Consider the following 16,688-nt stretch of genomic DNA (forward strand, 5'->3'; position numbering starts at 1 on the left):
CAATTTGAATTCGTTCATCCCAAGTCGTTTTTCTCCCTTTAGTCATAGAGCTCGTCCTTTCTTTTGACGTATCCTTTCATTCTCTATAACGATTATACTTGTTAACCCATCCTTGGAGGACAGTTCGACTTGAAATTTCATACTTACTAACGATTTCATAGGGGGAGTATTTCCCTGAAAGAAAGTCCTTTACAGCTGCTTCTTTTAACTCTTTAGAATATGTTTTCCATGTGGTTGATTGTTGTAAACCTTCTGATCCATATTTCTCAAACTGCTTAATCCATTCTTTTAATGAATACTCAGTAATTTGAAAGTTGGAACAGAACTCTTTTATGGTGCATTCTCTTTTTTCATAAGCTAACAAAACTTCATTTTTAAATTCTTTCGAAAACTTACTATTAGGCATAGAAAAAGCTCCCCCAAGGTAAACAGATTTTTATTTTTTAATCTGTCTACCTTTAGGGGAGCATATCAACTATATTCTCAACAGCCTTATTTACGCTTATTTATATTTGTTTAATGATAACTTGACGAGCTCTTCAATCATTTCATCATAAGATAACCCAATCTCACGCGCAGCATCTGGATAAAGACTCGTCGGTGTCATTCCTGGCAACGTATTTACTTCAAGAATGACAGGATCACTACCGTCTTCTGGAACCAAGAAATCTACGCGTGAATAAATATCACAGCCAAGAGCTTGGTGAGCAAGCACAGCATATTTTTGTACATAAGCAGTCTGCTCATTAGACAGTCTTGCTGGTACAATATGCTCACTCATCCCTGCACCGTACTTTGCTTCATAATCATAATACTTGTTTTTTGGAACAATTTCGACAACAGGCAAAGCTTTTTCCTTGCCACGATTACCCATCACAGCAACCGTCACTTCTTTTCCATTGATAAATTCCTCAAGTAGAACCGTTTCATCAAGCTCAAATGCCTGATCAATTCCATCACGTAATTCATCTTGGTTATGTGCAAAAGTAATCCCAATCGTTGAGCCTTCCTGATTTGGTTTGACAACGATCGGAAATGGCAACGTAATTTCTGTTTGCTTGCTGTCATACGAATGCTTAAAAAGCACTTGCTGCTGCGCTACTCTTGCACCATCACGTGCAAAAAAGAGCTTAGCTTTTGCTTTATCCATCGCAAGGGCCGATCCTTGTACACCAGATCCAACATAAGGGATGTTTAGCATATCAAGAAGCGCCTGCACCTTTCCATCCTCGCCGAATCGTCCATGTAATCCGATGTAAACCATATCTACATCAAGCTTCATAATCTCATCTAAATGGGCTGGATTGAAGTCAATCCCAACCACTTCATGACCTCTCTTTTGAAGGGCTTCAATAATGCCTTTTCCCGAGGAGAGTGAAACTTCTCGCTCTGCTGAAACTCCTCCATACAATACTGCCACTTTCATCAACCTTCACCTCTTAACTCCAATATGTACCACTAGTATATTCGCCCATCAATCTTTCGGAACTAGTCTAGAGTATTGTATCATAGTTTCGTCTCACAAGAGCATGAAAAAAGGACTGATCACGACAACATCAGCCCTTTTTATTCACGAAAAAAAGTCATATATAAGCGGAGAACCGCTTCACTTACCAAAATCTCTTTTCCATACTCGATGACACGATAAGTAGACACGGTCGAAGGGCTTCCAAATTCAGATAGTAGAGCGACAAATCCTTCTTCTTCTACTCCCTCGATATCTAACTCATCAAATCTTAGATAATAACACCCCTCAAATGAAAACAAAGTACCACCTATAACCCCTAGCGAATACAATCTAGATGAAAGAGCAATCACATCCTCGATATCAGAGAACTCATAAAAAATTTCATCGCTTTCATCTAACGTGACTTGCATTTCAATATAACCTTCTTCAATATCGTCAAGATCAAAGTAATCATCCGAAACACCTTTTGTTACGATGATCACCATCCCTTGTGCTGGCATGGCATACACTTCAACCGCAATCGGTCCATCAATTTTAAAGCCAAGTTCATCATCAGCTTCTAACATCATATCTCGAAATAAATCATGAACCTTTGGCAAATCCTGCCACAAATCTTCTTTTGTAATGCCTCGCTCTTTCATATCATCAAAGGTTAAAAAAACCTTGAATTTATCTCCATTCAATCGTTCAAGACGCATTGTTCACCCTCCCTTATCTCGAACTCCCTACCATTGCACCTACTCGTTCCGTAGAAAAGTCTTACTATACGGTATGAGTGGACAGAAAAGAAGGTTCGCAATCAGAAGAGTTCTTTTTTAATTTTGTGATTTCAACTGATCTTGCAACCATAATTCCCAATCTTGCTTCGTCTGGCCAACAAGATACTGATTAAACGAAGCAGTTCTTCCATTTAACATCTCATCAAGGGCGTACCCACCTGCACCAATAATTAAAGAAGGAAATGTCGTTTTTAGATGATTGATAACTTCTACAGTCGCATCCACATTACTTTCCATCGTGCAAGATGTAAAAAACATCTTCGCATCGACTTCTCTTAACACAAGCTCAATATCTTCTATCGGAATTCCTGCCCCAAGATAAATAACTTCAAATCCTTTCCGACGTAAAAACAGCGTAAAGATCATTAGTCCTAGCTCATGCGTTTCGTTTGGGCCACATATGGCAACGACTTTAGGCAGAAAACCATCAATCGGCATCCCGTGAAAGATATTCCCAATTTTTGTTCGCAAAAAAGAGGTAACAAAATGCTCATGCGCAACCGAAATCTCATTATTCTCCCACATATGCCCAACTTTCACAAGCAGTGTCCCGAGAATGTCAATCGTCACTTTATCAATACTAAATAAACTAAATGCTTGATTTAAAAGTTGATGAGCCTGATTTTCTTTAAAAGAAAGCAGTGCTTCGAGTATTTCCTGCGACAGCTGTACAGAATAATCTTCATGCTGCTCGTTATAGCTATAGTCTGTCTGCAATGTTATATTACCCTTTTCAAATAGACCGACAGCTTGTCCAATTGTAAATCCTTTGTTCACTTTATCTATTAGCCAACGTAAAATGGCAACATGTTCATCTGAGTATAATCGATGTCCAGCTGAATTTCGAATTGGTTCGATGATATGATAGCGGCGCTCCCATGCTCGCAATGTCCCTGCCTGGATACCAAGCATGGTAGAGATCGCCTTTATGTTATATTTCCCTTCATTCGAAGTCATATTCTTTCCCCCTATGATCGATAACGAATCGACCTCTCCGCTCTATGTTACAGAACCCCACTTTTCTGATAAGGATTCTACCTTAAGTGTGTAACGATTTTATATGATAAGTATAGCGGATGATACACATTGTGTAAACTTTGTATAAGTCCTGTAAACAAAGTCTGCTACTTTTTAGATAAAACAATTAAATGCGCTTCGGCAGGGGCACCTAATCTCATTGGAATTCCTGTTGTCCCATATCCATTACTAATTAAGTGAAAATAAGACCGTCTCTTCATTAAACGCCCCTTTTTTTGGAGCCCCCAACCGAAAAGTCTTATTTGTCCTCCATGTGTATGTCCACTCAGCATTAAAGAAAATGGATGAGAGCTAGGGAACTCGTCAACGATAGTAGGGTAATGGCTAACTAATATGGAAAATGAATTCTTACTTTCCTTAATCACCTTTGCAACATTATGGCGCCTATGTCCGACGTCATCGACACCAGCAATAATCATTTCTTGATTTTTCAATTGAATTTCCTTTATTGAATTAACTAGCTCAGCAATCTGATGCTTTTGTAGGAGGGACCGTAGCTTTTCCATACCGATTTCTTCATCATTATTTCCCCAAACAAAAACACATGGAGCAATTGCTGCTAGGCGTTTAAGGTTTTCATCGACTCGACTTACTTTGACCCCTTTTTCACATAAGTCTCCCCCAATAATAACAAGGTCCGCTTTTCCTTTAACCTCATCAATAACCGAGTAAGAAATTAACCGGCGATGAACATCACTAATAAAAAAAATTCGGTACCCTTCAAATGCAGTCGGTAATTTATCGTATGACAGCCGATGAATTCGAATACGATTGCAAAAAGCCTGATACCACATATAAAGCGCAAGACATATTGCGCATCCAAATACTACATAGATCACAGTATTCATTTTCTAGCCCCTTTAACAAACAAGCCAAGTTTATTTTCATTCGTTCATCTTATTTTCAAGGCAAAAACAAGCCAGCAAGATACGGCCTCACTGACTCCCTCGCTATCATTTTAAGTGAAAACAGACATTCATTATACCATATGAAGCAAACAATAAAAGCTCGATTCCTGTCAAACTGCCACTTGGAATATCAAAAGCTAAAGCAATGACAATAACGATCATGAAAAAAGCTGAACAACCTTTAAAAGTCGTTCAGCAAATACCTCTGCCCTCGTAAGGAAGTACTTGAAGTTGCCTACAGGATGTAGGTACTTGGCATTGCTCGACGTGAGTGGGCTTAGAGAAGTTTCCTTATTCTATAAATCGCGCATGGCGCAAAATGACACGCGTATCAGCATCAACCCGCTCAAGCGCTTCACCATGCCAGTTAACAGTAAAAGTGTAATACGTATCATTGTGTTCAACTATCCCAATTTGAGATTGAGTGCCATGCGCTTCAAAGCTTAGCACTTTTACGAAGCTCAGCTCTGTTTCTTGCTGAGGGAGCCAGCCTTCACTAGATCGTTCTGTATAGCCCGCTTCAGTATATTCCTCCCCAATTAATGACTCTAATTCATTTAAAGACTCGACTTGTTGATACGCCGTTACACTAAAAAAGAAAGGTGTCACTCTTTCACCTGTATAACTAGCAAACACTTGAAGCGAATAACTCTCAGCTGTAGAAACTGTTTCGATTTCATAACGTTCATCTACTTTCGTAGAAAAGCCAAGAGTATCATCAAATACATCTTTGACTGTAATTGTCTCTTCCATCCCCTCAATCATGATCACTTCTGTTGTCGTTTCTTGCTCCTGTGTGCGGTCCTCGACTGCTGCGCTTTCTTCTGTAGTCGATTCTTCCGCTGGTTCATCAAATGTACGAACTTCTGCTTCTTCTGTTTCTGTAATTGATTCATCATTTAAATGAAAGCTTGATCCAAACTCTCCTAACTGACCGATCGTTAGCACACTACCAATTCCAAGAGCCAGTACAATCATCGCCACTGCTTGCCATTTATGAAAAAAGCTTCCCCACCGAGGACGTTTTTCCTTTTTAATGTGTGACATAATTTCCGTCGAGGATGATTTAGTCGGCATGTCATCATAATGTTCTTTTAATTTATCAAGCATATCCTTCATCTGTTGATCATTCATATTTGTTCACCTACTTTTTCGAACTTTCCTTTTAATTGCTGCTTTGCCCGAAGCATCCTTGTTTTGATAGCCCCTTCACTCACTCCAAGTACTTCAGCAATTTCTTGATACGGTTGATCGTGAAAATAATGAAGGATAATCGGTATTTTATATTTTTCGTCAAGTAATCGGATACATTCATGCAGTGCTCTTGATTCCTCATCAAAATGTCCCTCGACATATGCCGTCTCAGAAACGACTCGTTTCAGCGCATATTCTTTCCGCTTTTGGCGTTTTTCACGACGATACAGGTCTCTCACGACATTTAATGTAATCGAATATAACCATGTTGTAAATTTACCGCGGTTATGCTTGTGTAAAAAGCGATACACTTTGATAAATACCTCTTGGGTCACATCCTCCACTTGATCATGCTCAACCCCTAATTGAAAAGCAAATTTTTCCACTGTTTTCAAGTGACATTCAATTAACTGCCCAAAGGCATCATCATCTCCTTGCTTTGCGCGCAATACTAGTTGTTCATCCATGAGCTAGCCCTCCGATTTCGGTGTACACAATCTCTCTATCTATTGCTTCAGTGATATCATCGGTCTTTCATCTATAGAACGTTATGATATTTAAAAAGGTTTCATTCTCAATATAAAACTTACTTTAAATGAAAAATAACCATCTTCCTAATCGAGAAGATGGTTACGTAATTAATCATTATAATGCTTGTTCTTTTTTACGTTCAGCTTGTTCACTAACTGACAAAAACCCAATTGCAGCTCGACCTAAGCATTTTGCAGCAATGAGCATCGCCGCTTCATCAAAGTCAAACTTCGGGTGATGGTGTGGGTAGACAATCCCTTTTTCTTCATTTCCTGCTCCTGTAAAAAAGAATGTACCTGGAACATGTTGTAAGTAATAAGCAAAATCTTCTCCACCCATGACAGGCTCCATCTCAAAAACAAGCTCCTTTGCATGAACGGTTTTCGCTAATTCAACAAATCGATTCGTTTCATATGGATCATTTACAACAGCAGGATATCCTTTTTTATAATCTAAAGTATATGTTGCACCCATTGCATCACATATACCTTTTATAACTTCTTCGATTCGCTTTATAATCATTTCTTGGATTTCTGGATCAAACGTTCGTACAGTCCCAACAATAGACGCTGAATCTGCAATGACATTAAATGCTCCACCAGCATGAAAGGAGCCAATGCTAAGAACCGCTGATTTTAGGGGATTAACATTTCGACTGACGATATGCTGTAATTGCAAAATAATACTCGATGCTACTGCAATCGAATCAATTGTTTCATGCGGACTAGCTCCATGTCCACCACGACCATGAATAACAAGGTCAAAACGGTCAGCAGCAGCCATAATTGCACCGTGACGATATCTTACTTCTCCAAGAGGCATCGGTGACCATAAATGAGTGCCATAGATCGCATCTACACCTTCTAAACATCCGTCCTCGATCATAGCGATGGCTCCGCCTGGCGCAAGCTCCTCCGCAAATTGATGAATCAAGACAACCGTTCCTTCCAGCTTATCTCGCTGCTCCACTAACGCTTTAGCAAGGACAAGCATGGTCGCTGTATGTCCGTCATGCCCACAAGCATGCATCACACCAGGACGTTTTGAAGCAAATGGCAATCCTGTTTCCTCCTGAATCGGCAACGCATCAAAATCAGCCCTAAGAGCAACGGTTTTCCCAGATTTTCCACCTCTTATGTAACCAACAACACCACGCCCACCGACGCCTCTCTTCACTTCAATCCCCAAATGCTCCAAATAATCAGCGATCCTTTCTGGGGTCTTCTCTTCTTCAAATGAGAGCTCTGGTTCAGCATGAAAAATGCGGCGTAACTCAACCATTTCAGGATACAGATCTTCTAATCTCTTCATCAGCCATTCTACCATTCTACGTCCCTCCTTATAGCTCTATTGTACCTTTCAAGCCACAAAAAGAAAACAGTCCTACAAAGGAAAGTTACAGAAAAAGGAATCAAAAAACTGGCACCTAATTTAGATGCCAGTTTCTATTCATTATTATTCCGAACTCTCAGATACCTTAAGCATGTAGATCGCCATTGCAACAGCAACAGTCATTGCTAAAAATCCAAAACCAAGAACAGCGAGTAATTGTACAGCAGTCATGATCTATTCACTCCTTATTTTCAAATTCCTCGATCGCATCAAACGATTTATTTTTAACAAAATCTTAACACAGATTATTTGTCTGACCAGGCTAACAATGTGACAATTCAAAGAATCTTTTTCGAGCTATTGACAAATCAGCCTTAAAAAAATTGTAAGAAAATTACACAAATGAATTGAACAATTGAAAAAATAACGCTATACTAAAATTAACAACACATAGAAAACGCTTACATTTCTGAATAATTTCAACTATCATGAAGGAGTGATCATCATGTATTTGAGTAAATTGACAAACAAATCGCTCGTCACTAATAATGACCTTGACTTTAATTACCGTTTAGGAATTCCTGTTGAAGTTTTCTGCTCAAAGCAGAAGAAAACGATTGCATTTGGTCAAATTCACTCATTTAATGATCAAATGATACAAATACACGAATTTGCTTTTTGCCGCTCTACCTACCTTTTTTTCGGTCAGCCTGCTAAGTCCGTTCTTTCAAAGTCATCTTGAAATAATGTTGCCCATATGCTTAATCCAACCTAAAGACACCTCCATCAAAAATTGATAAAGGTGTCTTTTATTTATAGTATAAATTAATATTGTGCTTATCTTTCATGTACGAATAGAGACGATCCCTCACCTCCCACGACTCATCGTTTGGCCAAAGCTCTGTATTCCTTTCAATCAATTCCATTCGTAAAGCTTCAAATTCATTTTCAGCCTTTGTTGCTTTTTTCTCAAAAAAATGAATTTCAATAAAACTAATTGTAAAAAGGAGCAATAAAACGAAAAGAAAAGGGCTCTTTGTAAACTCTGTTAAGATACTATTTCCAAATGATCCATTTTGTCCGATGATTAACTGGTAACCAAACAAAAGAAAAATTGCCAGACACATTAACGTAAACAATGACCAATTCACCTTGGCCTTTTCAAGCTTTTCAAGTTTGTTTTTTCTTATAACCAATTCCTTTACCATCACATTGACAATCCCTTGGTCATTTATACCTTTCATATTCCGTTCTTTAAATTGTTTCATCTTCTCACCTCTAGTCCTTATTTTATGAAAAAGGGACTAGACCTAGAATGAGAAATCACAGATTGTTAGCGAAGCCAGTACGGAGAAGTGAGGGCAACAATGATTAATACAAAGAATAACAAGACTAACAAACGAATTAACGGAAATGAAAATTTAACTTTTAATTTTTGTTTTCTCTGCTTATGATACTTTGCACGAGGTGGAAGAGATTGCTTCTCTTCTTTCTCGATACGATCTTCTGTCTGATAATGCTCCATTTGTTGACGGAGCATAATGGCTTGATCTTGTTTGCTACGTTTTTCAACCATCGTCCTCACTCTCCTACTCTGAATCATATGAAACTTTTTCCTTTTTTTGATATTGATATCGAATACACAGACCTAAAATGAAATCGATTAAAAAGTGGGCAAAAATGGTTATAAGAATATTACCCGTCCATAGAAAAATTATACCAAGACCAAAGCTAACGAGCCAGACGTTTAAAAATAGGACAGGTTTATCTAAGTAACGAAAATGAATCACCGCAAAAATCGTACTGGCAATGACCAGACCAAAGGCTGTTTGCAGGACAGCACGAAACAATAATTCTTCAACAATCGAGACAACAAGGCAAAGCGCAAGTAATCTTGGTAACGTTAATCCTCTAAACACTCGCTCATTAATTCCGCCATCATCAAGCCAACTTTCTGGTAAATAACGGTCCAAAAGGAGATCAAGCAAAACGACTACAACAGCTACTACCCCTCCTACGAGGACGATACGTTGTAAATCAAATTTGAATAAAGCACCAACCTCTGACCAGCTACCAAACAAAAAGAAACCGAAAATAAAGGCCAGTACAATCATTATGGCTTGAGTGAAATAAACTTGTAGGACGAGCTCTTTATCCGTAAGCGTCGCTATCATCTCTTTTTGTCGCTTCATTGTCGCACCCATTCACTTTGACCACAAAGTTCTCCAAGTGCTTCTTTCCAAGGCTTTAGTGGCTCTTTTTCATGCCCTTCTTGATTGACCAAGAACCTCGCTAATGTCGCCCCACACCGATCACAGCATTCATCTGGTCGCGTGAGGAGCTCCTCAGAAAAATAAGTCAGCAGCGCTTGACGCCGACATTGCTTTGTTTCGATCCAGCGTTCAAATGCTTCAAGCTTGGCCTTTTTATGATAAAAATGATTTTGCCAAAACTCACGTATACTTGTATACATTGAATCAACAGAAAATCTTTTGATTTGATCATGTATCAGGACATCTCTTATTTCCAATTGATACAAAATCGCCCGGAGAGCTATTTCATGACAGCCAACACGCTCCATCAGCATTTTTTCTACTCTAGAATCCCATTCCGTTAATTGATTAATCTCAACTAGCAGCTGCCTTAACTGATCATCAGATATTTGCTTACCTTCAATGAGCATTCGGGCAAGGCCCCTGTCTTCTTCACTATACAACAGAATCGCAACACTAGGCTTACAATCTCGTGCAGCTCTTCCCATTTCTTGAACGTATGACTCAAGCTCAGTTGGATAATGAAAGTGAAGAACATAACGAATATCTTTTTTATTAATACCCATCCCAAATGCACTCGTACAGCAAATCACATCAATTTGCCCATTCATGAATTGCTGCTGAATTAAAAGCCGGTCCTCCGTCGATAACCCGCCATGGTAATAAGCAACCCTGTCGATTCCGTCCTTTTTCAGTAGTCTTGCACACGTTTGGGCCCAATTACGACTTGAAAAGTAGATCATTCCAGGACCGTTTAATGTCCGTACAAGTTCTTTTACGCGTTCGATTTTTTCTTCTGCTGTTTGGCAATGCTCGACGCGATAGGAAATCATTGGACGATCAACCGAATAGATACGTTTTGATGGCTCTGTCATTTTTAGCCTTTCACATATATCCTCTTGCACAGCCGGTGTTGCTGTCGCGGTCAAAGCAAGACACGGAGGGTGGCCAAGTCTTTCTAATACATCACCAAGTCTTAAATAATCAGGTCTAAAATCATGTCCCCACTGAGAAATACAATGAGCCTCATCCACGACAAAATAGGCAATCTTAAGTTGTGAAAGTCGCTTTTGAATGTATGCCACTTGCAGCATTTCTGGTGAAATATAAATGATTTTAAAGGAGTGCAAGCGTCGCAAAACATCGTCCCGTTCATCTCTATTCATAAAGCTGTTAATCGCGACAACCGATTTTATCCCTTCACTCCGCATTTGTTGAACTTGGTCCTCCATTAAAGAAAGTAGTGGAGAAATGACAATGGTCACTCCAGGAGAAAGCATTGCTGGAAGTTGAAAACAAATCGACTTTCCTGTTCCAGTCGGAAGCATTGCCATCACATCACGTCCTTGCATGAGTTCTGAAATGACTTCTTTCTGTCCTTGCCTGAAACTCGGGTAACCAAAGTATTTTTGCAGTGCCACTTCAAGTTCCATGGTCCACCTTCTTCCTTGCTAATACGAGACGAATCATAAAGTAAGTTACTGTTTCTGGAAGTTTTTCTTTTAACTCACGCAACCGACTTGTTTGAAGCCCTTCTAATAAAGTAAGAATAGCCTGTTCGATTTCTTTATTTACAAATGGTGCGAGTGAGAAATGTGGATCTACTAGCGCAATTTCAACAATATGATCTTCAATCGTACTTTCTTTTAGCTTACGTCTTTTACTTATATCCTGAACCGTATGGCCTTGTTTTAGCATATAAAAGGTTTGCCTCGCTGATTCGGTTAAAACAAATTCCTTTTTCATATCTTCTGTAAATCTAGACAACACAGAATACAACTCTGGTTCATTTTCGATTATCCTGAACAATTGATGTAAGGTTGCAATATGAGAAAGATAAAGGTCCGTTTCATCGATATTCATTTGCTCAGCTAGCTGCTTTCTCGTCAAGCCAATTTTTCCTTTTCCCGACAATTGATGAACAAATATTAATCCTTGCTCATTTTGACAAGTTGATAAAAAAGTGACTAATTCATCATGAAGCAATGCAAGTAGTTGTTCTCGATCTTCATGTGCTCGAGGCAAATGTTGTTTTACCCACACTTGAATGTGAGTCTTATGCGTAATTGGGTAAAACGAATGATTTTCTGCTTGCAAATGACTTAACGCCTGCAAATATAGACACAACCTCTGCCAGACCGTCTCTGTATATGAATGGTACTGCCACCCTTTTAAATGTCTGAGCAGGGGGCGCTCTAGGTGAAATTGCTTAAGCTTCTCTTGTCCTAGTTCAGTTAGCAAAATGTTGTCATGATAGGTGCAAACTGCCTCCTGATTGGATATCATGACCTCAATATCCTTTTCAATTTCCGCACGACTTAAAGTCGGAAGAACGCCAAAGTAGGCAAGAATTGAAAAAAAGGAACCATCTTGAATTGTTTGTGCAGATTTCTTCCCTTTTAGTAAATGATACGCCCCGTAAATAGACCTTTCCGCTTTAAATGCAGCGAGAACTGTCGCGATAACACCTTGTCTTGTATCCATTTCCTACATCACCCACTAGCTAATTCCTCATTCCTTTTATTGTACCAAATTCCCGACTTTAAAAGGGGTGAAAAAAAGGAAGGAGGGAATAAATAAAATAGTAAGCTGAAAAATTTCAGTATGTAAAGCAACGAATTGGTTGAAAAGTTTGCCAATCCGTTTTACAATAGGTCAGAAGAAACGACACTTATTTAAATATCCACTATATTGAATAAGGTTGAATAGGAAATGAAAAATGGAGGTTTTCTTGATGGCAAAGTATACAATTGTCGATAAAGACACATGTATCGCATGTGGCGCATGTGGCGCTGCTGCTCCAGATATTTATGATTATGATGATGAAGGGATTGCGTTTGTAATTCTTGATGACAACCAAGGTACGACTGCTGTTCCTGACGAGCTTGAAGAAGATATGATTGATGCGCAGGAAGGCTGTCCAACGGATTCAATTAAAGTAGCAGACGAGTCATTTGACGGCGATGCACTTAAATTCGAATAGGCTTTAATGATGAAAGGGAGACTCGTGTCGAGTCTCCCTTTTTTATCATTTATTTTCGGATTGAAATAATGAATGCTCTACACCAGAAATGTGATTCATCATATGTTCATACGCTTCTTTTGAATCTTGATTTTTTATCGCTGTAAAGATTTGCATATGTTCTTCATATAGCTTTTTCATGTTATTATTTTCAGAAAAAAGATATATTTTTCGTGCTTCAAACATTGAAGCCTGCATCGTATCAGAAACAGTTTCAAGAAGTTTGTACAGCATATCATTTCGAGTTGAACGGACAATCGCCATATGAAACTCTACATCTGCTTTTTCGCCCAATTCTCCGTCTCCTACGGCTCGGTTCATTTCGTCTAGATGCTTTTGCATTTCCACCAGATCATCAGCTGTGCGATTTGCTGCAGCAAGTGACGCTGCACCAGTCTCAACAATTTTTCTAATTTCAAACAATTGTCTTACATCCTCCTGCTTCATTAATGCTGCGGAAGGAATCGCATATCCTGCTAGGTTGTGATCAATTTTTTTCACAAAGGTTCCTTCTCCTTGGCGAATTTCAACAAGACCAACGGCCTTTAAAGCACTTAAAGCCTCTCTCACAGCAGATCGGCCTACGTTAAAATCTTCAGCAAGCTGTTGGACTGAGGCCAAGCGATCACCAGGCTTTACTTCCCCATTTTTGATCATCTCTGTTACATGCTCAGCGATAATTTCATAGATCTTCTTTGGTCGCACATGCTGAATTGCCATAGCCCACACCCCGTTATGTCTCTTCTATCTCTTTCATGCTCTAAATTGTATCGTTGTTTCCATCTTTTCGCAACTGATGAGATATCCTTTAGAGCAAGTATAGAGGCTGTTTTCACATAAAAAGACAAACTAGAATGATACATGACCTATTGATACAGGGTTAGTCCTTCTAATGCTAATAGGATATTATTTGACCATATCTCCGCAAAAGCTGAGGGTGGGAGGGGGTTGGTTCCTATACCTACTTCAATCGTGAACCCAGGGCGTCCTGTTTCTTGTATGAACCAATCTTTATAGCCTGCATCACTATCCGCTGTTTGAATCGGTGTATAAGAGCTCACACGAGAAAGACGAGTGACCATTTCTTCACTCTCTTTCGGTTCCATCCCTTTGTACCCCCAATAAATAACCTGCCCTTGCGAATGAAAAGCTAATACATATTCAAACGAGTGCTTGAACGTTAATTGATAAATCGCAATCGCTTCTGGCTCTGTTAACGGTGCTGGCCCACTATAATGCCTTGGCCAAGGCTTTTTAGGACTCGTTAATGCTTCCTGCTCCCAACCTGCTGGCCATTGATGATTTAAATCAACACCTCGGATATTGCTAGACCAATGATCGAACCTCGTTACCCCTTTATTTATTTCCAAAATCTGCTCGTAGTATGGATGTTTTTTTGTCACACCTTGTAAAACGAGGTCAACACCGTCAGGATTGACTAAGGGTACTATATAGAGGGTAACCTCATCTAAAATATGACTAACATCATAGTCGTACCACAGCCGTTTCTCTTGATCATATTTTGTCAATTGCTGCAAAAAAGTCATCAAAAATTTACTCGTATGCCACTCATTTGCATGCCAGCCACCTGAATAGAATATTTCCTTTTTTCCTCTCCCAATCGAAAACGCATAAAGCGGTTTTTTCATAACGGAGTAGCCAATTACCTCAACACGCACATCTGCTTTTGTTAATTCAGGTAGCAATGTTACTATATCTCTATGACCAAATTCTGTTTCATAACAAAGGTCTGTCGCCTCACCTTGATGATCATGTCTAGGAATGAATAACTCCATCCCTTCTTGCACATAACTATTCTCAGAATAAATAGCAGGATTAAATAATAGTAAATCAAACGGTCTGATTCCGTATGTGCTTGCTATTTTAGCAATGGTATCTCCATTACGGACGATATATTTCAATTGAGTCCCTCCTCCCTAAATTATGTATATGAATCCAATTTAAATCCCATACGACCAATTTCAACCCCTAAATCCGTGCATTCCAGAAAAAAATAATAATTTTGTTCGTCATTTTAATTGACATACGGGCTTTGATATGGTAAATTATCAAACAATTAATACTATTTATTTATGATTCAAAGACAACTTTACATAGGAAAAAACGATGATGAAGAATGACAGAATGAGAAGCCAATTCAGAGAGCTAGTGGTTGCTGTGAACTAGTTTGGTCCATTCTAGATAGCCCTTCGGAGTTCATGCGTCGAACATTTTTAGTAGATGTATTCGGGTAAAACCGTTAGCTTGGAGATTATTCTCCCTGAGATGTGCCTTATTTCATGCGGTACAAGAATGAGGGTGGCACCGCGGTTTGAACCTTCCGCCCCTCACGACGCTCGTCGTGTGGGCTGAAGGTTTTTTTGTTATAACGTTTTCATAATTAAATTCCTAAAAAAACAGATTGAATGAGGAGTGTAGAGCATGAACAAGCAAGCAGTCGCTGATCGTCCAAACAACACTGGGACAAAGGTACAGTATCAAATTTTGGTATCAGATAGCATGAGTAAAGAAGGGTTACTTCCTTTACTTGAAAGCGAAAATGTTGTGATTGTCGAAAAGTACGTTGATGAAGTTGAAGATTTAACTCAATTTGATGCCCTACTTGTTCGTAGTGCAACAACTGTAACAGCTGAGTTACTTGATAAAATGCCAAACCTAAAAATTGTCGCAAGAGCTGGTGTTGGGGTTGATAATATCGACCTTGATGCTGCAACAAAGCGCGGGGTTGTCGTTGTGAACGCACCTGATGGAAATACAATTTCAACAGCAGAGCATACATTTGCGATGATCATGTCAGTGATGAGAAATATTCCACAAGCAAACGCGTCTATTAAAGCTGGTGAATGGAATCGTAAAGCATTTCAAGGTTTCGAACTTCGTGGTAAAACACTTGGTATCGTAGGTTTTGGACGTATTGGTACACAGTTAGCGAAGCGTGCAAAAGCGTTCGAAATGTCTTTACTCGTATTTGATCCATTTTTAACAAAAGCTCGTGCAGAAAAAATCGGTGTTCAAACGGCTGAACTTGATGAAGTACTTGCAAATGCTGACATTATTACGGTTCATACACCACTTACAAAAGAAACAAAAGGCCTTCTAGGTATGGAAAATATCGCAAAAACAAAGCCTGGTGTATTTCTTATTAACTGTGCTCGTGGCGGAATCATCGATCAAGAAGCACTAAAGCATTATTTAAAAAATGGTCATATTGCTGGAGCAGCACTTGATGTATTTGAAGAAGAGCCTGTTGCTGATGAAGAGCTATTAGCGTTTAATAATGTCATTGCAACGCCACATATTGCGGCTTCTACGAAAGAAGCACAATTAAATGTAGCTGCTCAAGTATCTGAGGAAGTTATTCGTTTCCTTGAAGGCGAGCCAGCAAGTAACTCCATTAACTTACCTACTCTTTCTAAAGAAGTATATGAGAAGGTAAAACCATATTATGATTTAACGAAAAAAATGGGTAACCTTCTTTCACAAGTGATGCGTACACCAGTTCAAGAAATTGATGTTTACTATGGTGGTACGATTACTGAACTTGAAACATCGATTACAACACGTAGTCTCATGGCTGGATTCTTGCAACCAAGAGTTGATGCTGCCGTGAATGATGTGAATGCAAGCCTTATTGCGAAAGAACGTGGAATCAGCTTCGGTGAAAAGCAACTTAATGATACGTATGGTTACTCTAATATGATTCATGCGATTGTTCGTGGTGAAGATCGTACATTTGAATTACGCGGAACTTACATTAAAGAATACGGTGCCCGTATTGTAAATGTGAATGGCTTTAATGTGGATTTTGTTCCAGAAGGACATTTACTCTACATTCAACATAATGACCGTCCTGGTGTCATTGGTCGCATGGGTCAATTACTTGCAGAACATGACGTTAATATTGCGACAATGCAAGTTGGACGTAAAGAAGAAGGCGGAGAAGCAATAATGATGCTTGCCGTTGATAAATTGATTGATGAAGATGTACTTAAAGCTTTGCGTGAAATGGATGACATTCATATGTGTGATACAATCGAATGCTAAGCTAAAAATAAGAAAGGATCTGACTCACATACATGTGAATCAGATCCTTCTTTTATATTGCTATTATGACGTTTGGGT

General features: G+C 39.1%; 18 protein-coding genes and 1 other annotated feature. Of the genes, 3 read left to right on the top strand and 15 right to left on the bottom strand.

What is annotated here, in order from left to right:
• Positions 1–76: 76 nt before the first annotated feature.
• From IQ10_RS13755 to IQ10_RS13790, 8 genes are all read right to left on the bottom strand, one after another.
• The gene (locus tag IQ10_RS13755) at positions 77–406 is read right to left on the bottom strand and encodes a helix-turn-helix domain-containing protein (RefSeq protein ID WP_144450609.1); all 330 of its coding nucleotides are present in this window, start codon (positions 404–406) and stop codon (positions 77–79) included.
• Between the two features lie 96 nt (positions 407–502).
• The gene (locus IQ10_RS13760; RefSeq protein WP_144451075.1) at positions 503–1,426 is read right to left on the bottom strand and encodes a D-alanine--D-alanine ligase family protein; all 924 of its coding nucleotides are present in this window, start codon (positions 1,424–1,426) and stop codon (positions 503–505) included.
• 140 nt (positions 1,427–1,566) lie between these two features.
• On the bottom strand, positions 1,567–2,166 hold the full coding sequence (locus tag IQ10_RS13765) for a genetic competence negative regulator (protein WP_144451076.1): 600 nt from the start codon (positions 2,164–2,166) through the stop codon (positions 1,567–1,569).
• A 117-nt stretch (positions 2,167–2,283) separates the two neighbouring features.
• Entirely contained in the window at positions 2,284–3,204 is a 921-nt protein-coding gene (locus tag IQ10_RS13770) for a MerR family transcriptional regulator (protein WP_144451077.1), read from the bottom strand.
• Between the two features lie 167 nt (positions 3,205–3,371).
• Positions 3,372–4,133 carry a metallophosphoesterase gene (locus IQ10_RS13775; protein ID WP_242009835.1) on the bottom strand — a complete coding sequence of 254 codons (762 nt, stop codon included), beginning with the start codon at positions 4,131–4,133 and terminating at the stop codon, positions 3,372–3,374.
• A 351-nt stretch (positions 4,134–4,484) separates the two neighbouring features.
• Complete coding sequence (locus IQ10_RS13780) at positions 4,485–5,327, bottom strand: hypothetical protein (RefSeq protein ID WP_144451078.1); 843 nt, start codon at positions 5,325–5,327, stop codon at positions 4,485–4,487.
• Positions 5,324–5,854, bottom strand: coding sequence for an RNA polymerase sigma factor (locus IQ10_RS13785; RefSeq protein WP_144451079.1), 531 nt, complete (start codon positions 5,852–5,854; stop codon positions 5,324–5,326). Before IQ10_RS13785 ends, IQ10_RS13780 begins: the two co-directional genes overlap by 4 nt.
• A gap of 178 nt (positions 5,855–6,032) precedes the next feature.
• Complete coding sequence (locus tag IQ10_RS13790) at positions 6,033–7,244, bottom strand: M20 family metallopeptidase (protein WP_144451080.1); 1,212 nt, start codon at positions 7,242–7,244, stop codon at positions 6,033–6,035.
• A 511-nt stretch (positions 7,245–7,755) separates the two neighbouring features.
• Between IQ10_RS13790 and IQ10_RS13795 the strand changes: the two genes are divergently transcribed.
• Positions 7,756–7,992, top strand: coding sequence for a hypothetical protein (locus IQ10_RS13795; protein ID WP_144451081.1), 237 nt, complete (start codon positions 7,756–7,758; stop codon positions 7,990–7,992).
• A gap of 67 nt (positions 7,993–8,059) precedes the next feature.
• On the opposite strand, the gene IQ10_RS13800 is transcribed toward IQ10_RS13795, so the two are convergent.
• The 5 genes from IQ10_RS13800 to IQ10_RS13820 form a co-directional block, all read right to left on the bottom strand.
• A complete protein-coding gene (locus tag IQ10_RS13800; protein WP_144451082.1) occupies positions 8,060–8,518 on the bottom strand; it encodes a DUF2663 family protein in 459 nt (152 codons plus the stop codon).
• 65 nt (positions 8,519–8,583) lie between these two features.
• Entirely contained in the window at positions 8,584–8,826 is a 243-nt protein-coding gene (locus IQ10_RS13805; RefSeq protein ID WP_144451083.1) for a hypothetical protein, read from the bottom strand.
• Positions 8,827–8,839: 13 nt separating this feature from the next.
• Positions 8,840–9,442 carry a CPBP family intramembrane glutamic endopeptidase gene (locus IQ10_RS13810; RefSeq protein ID WP_144451084.1) on the bottom strand — a complete coding sequence of 201 codons (603 nt, stop codon included), beginning with the start codon at positions 9,440–9,442 and terminating at the stop codon, positions 8,840–8,842.
• Complete coding sequence (locus IQ10_RS13815; protein ID WP_144451085.1) at positions 9,439–10,956, bottom strand: RecQ family ATP-dependent DNA helicase; 1,518 nt, start codon at positions 10,954–10,956, stop codon at positions 9,439–9,441. Before IQ10_RS13815 ends, IQ10_RS13810 begins: the two co-directional genes overlap by 4 nt.
• Entirely contained in the window at positions 10,946–12,007 is a 1,062-nt protein-coding gene (locus tag IQ10_RS13820; RefSeq protein ID WP_144451086.1) for a YpbB family protein, read from the bottom strand. The genes IQ10_RS13815 and IQ10_RS13820 overlap by 11 nt, the downstream gene beginning before the upstream one ends.
• A gap of 250 nt (positions 12,008–12,257) precedes the next feature.
• On the opposite strand from IQ10_RS13820, the gene IQ10_RS13825 reads away from it, so the two are divergent.
• Positions 12,258–12,506 (top strand): ferredoxin, encoded by a 249-nt coding sequence (locus IQ10_RS13825; RefSeq protein WP_144451087.1) that lies wholly within the window; start codon positions 12,258–12,260, stop codon positions 12,504–12,506.
• Between the two features lie 45 nt (positions 12,507–12,551).
• Here IQ10_RS13825 and IQ10_RS13830 read toward each other — a convergent pair whose 3' ends face one another.
• Positions 12,552–13,265, bottom strand: coding sequence for a FadR/GntR family transcriptional regulator (locus tag IQ10_RS13830; protein WP_144451088.1), 714 nt, complete (start codon positions 13,263–13,265; stop codon positions 12,552–12,554).
• A gap of 146 nt (positions 13,266–13,411) precedes the next feature.
• A complete protein-coding gene (locus tag IQ10_RS13835) occupies positions 13,412–14,467 on the bottom strand; it encodes a M14 family metallopeptidase (RefSeq protein ID WP_144451089.1) in 1,056 nt (351 codons plus the stop codon).
• 196 nt (positions 14,468–14,663) lie between these two features.
• Positions 14,664–14,897 (top strand) — a binding site (T-box leader).
• A gap of 90 nt (positions 14,898–14,987) precedes the next feature.
• Between IQ10_RS13835 and serA the strand changes: the two genes are divergently transcribed.
• Entirely contained in the window at positions 14,988–16,610 is a 1,623-nt protein-coding gene (gene serA / locus IQ10_RS13840; RefSeq protein ID WP_144451090.1) for a phosphoglycerate dehydrogenase, read from the top strand.
• Positions 16,611–16,688: the final 78 nt, after the last annotated feature.

This window comes from Halalkalibacter nanhaiisediminis (genome assembly GCF_007830185.1).
GTDB classification, from domain to species: domain Bacteria; phylum Bacillota; class Bacilli; order Bacillales; family Bacillaceae_D; genus Halalkalibacter; species Halalkalibacter nanhaiisediminis.

Bases quoted from the DNA above. Each gene is read 5' to 3' on its own strand.
- IQ10_RS13820 (WP_144451086.1), bottom strand. From the start codon at position 12,007: ATGGATACAAGACAAGGTGTTATCGCGACAGTTCTCGCTGCATTTAAA.
- IQ10_RS13795 (WP_144451081.1), top strand. From the start codon at position 7,756: ATGTATTTGAGTAAATTGACAAACAAATCGCTCGTCACTAATAATGAC.
- IQ10_RS13760 (WP_144451075.1), bottom strand. From the start codon at position 1,426: ATGAAAGTGGCAGTATTGTATGGAGGAGTTTCAGCAGAGCGAGAAGTT.
- IQ10_RS13800 (WP_144451082.1), bottom strand. From the start codon at position 8,518: ATGAAACAATTTAAAGAACGGAATATGAAAGGTATAAATGACCAAGGG.
- IQ10_RS13770 (WP_144451077.1), bottom strand. From the start codon at position 3,204: ATGACTTCGAATGAAGGGAAATATAACATAAAGGCGATCTCTACCATG.
- serA (WP_144451090.1), top strand. From the start codon at position 14,988: ATGAACAAGCAAGCAGTCGCTGATCGTCCAAACAACACTGGGACAAAG.
- IQ10_RS13785 (WP_144451079.1), bottom strand. From the start codon at position 5,854: ATGGATGAACAACTAGTATTGCGCGCAAAGCAAGGAGATGATGATGCC.
- IQ10_RS13815 (WP_144451085.1), bottom strand. From the start codon at position 10,956: ATGGAACTTGAAGTGGCACTGCAAAAATACTTTGGTTACCCGAGTTTC.
- IQ10_RS13805 (WP_144451083.1), bottom strand. From the start codon at position 8,826: ATGGTTGAAAAACGTAGCAAACAAGATCAAGCCATTATGCTCCGTCAA.
- IQ10_RS13775 (WP_242009835.1), bottom strand. From the start codon at position 4,133: ATGAATACTGTGATCTATGTAGTATTTGGATGCGCAATATGTCTTGCG.
- IQ10_RS13765 (WP_144451076.1), bottom strand. From the start codon at position 2,166: ATGCGTCTTGAACGATTGAATGGAGATAAATTCAAGGTTTTTTTAACC.
- IQ10_RS13825 (WP_144451087.1), top strand. From the start codon at position 12,258: ATGGCAAAGTATACAATTGTCGATAAAGACACATGTATCGCATGTGGC.
- IQ10_RS13790 (WP_144451080.1), bottom strand. From the start codon at position 7,244: ATGGTAGAATGGCTGATGAAGAGATTAGAAGATCTGTATCCTGAAATG.
- IQ10_RS13780 (WP_144451078.1), bottom strand. From the start codon at position 5,327: ATGAATGATCAACAGATGAAGGATATGCTTGATAAATTAAAAGAACAT.
- IQ10_RS13755 (WP_144450609.1), bottom strand. From the start codon at position 406: ATGCCTAATAGTAAGTTTTCGAAAGAATTTAAAAATGAAGTTTTGTTA.
- IQ10_RS13830 (WP_144451088.1), bottom strand. From the start codon at position 13,265: ATGGCAATTCAGCATGTGCGACCAAAGAAGATCTATGAAATTATCGCT.
- IQ10_RS13810 (WP_144451084.1), bottom strand. From the start codon at position 9,442: ATGAAGCGACAAAAAGAGATGATAGCGACGCTTACGGATAAAGAGCTC.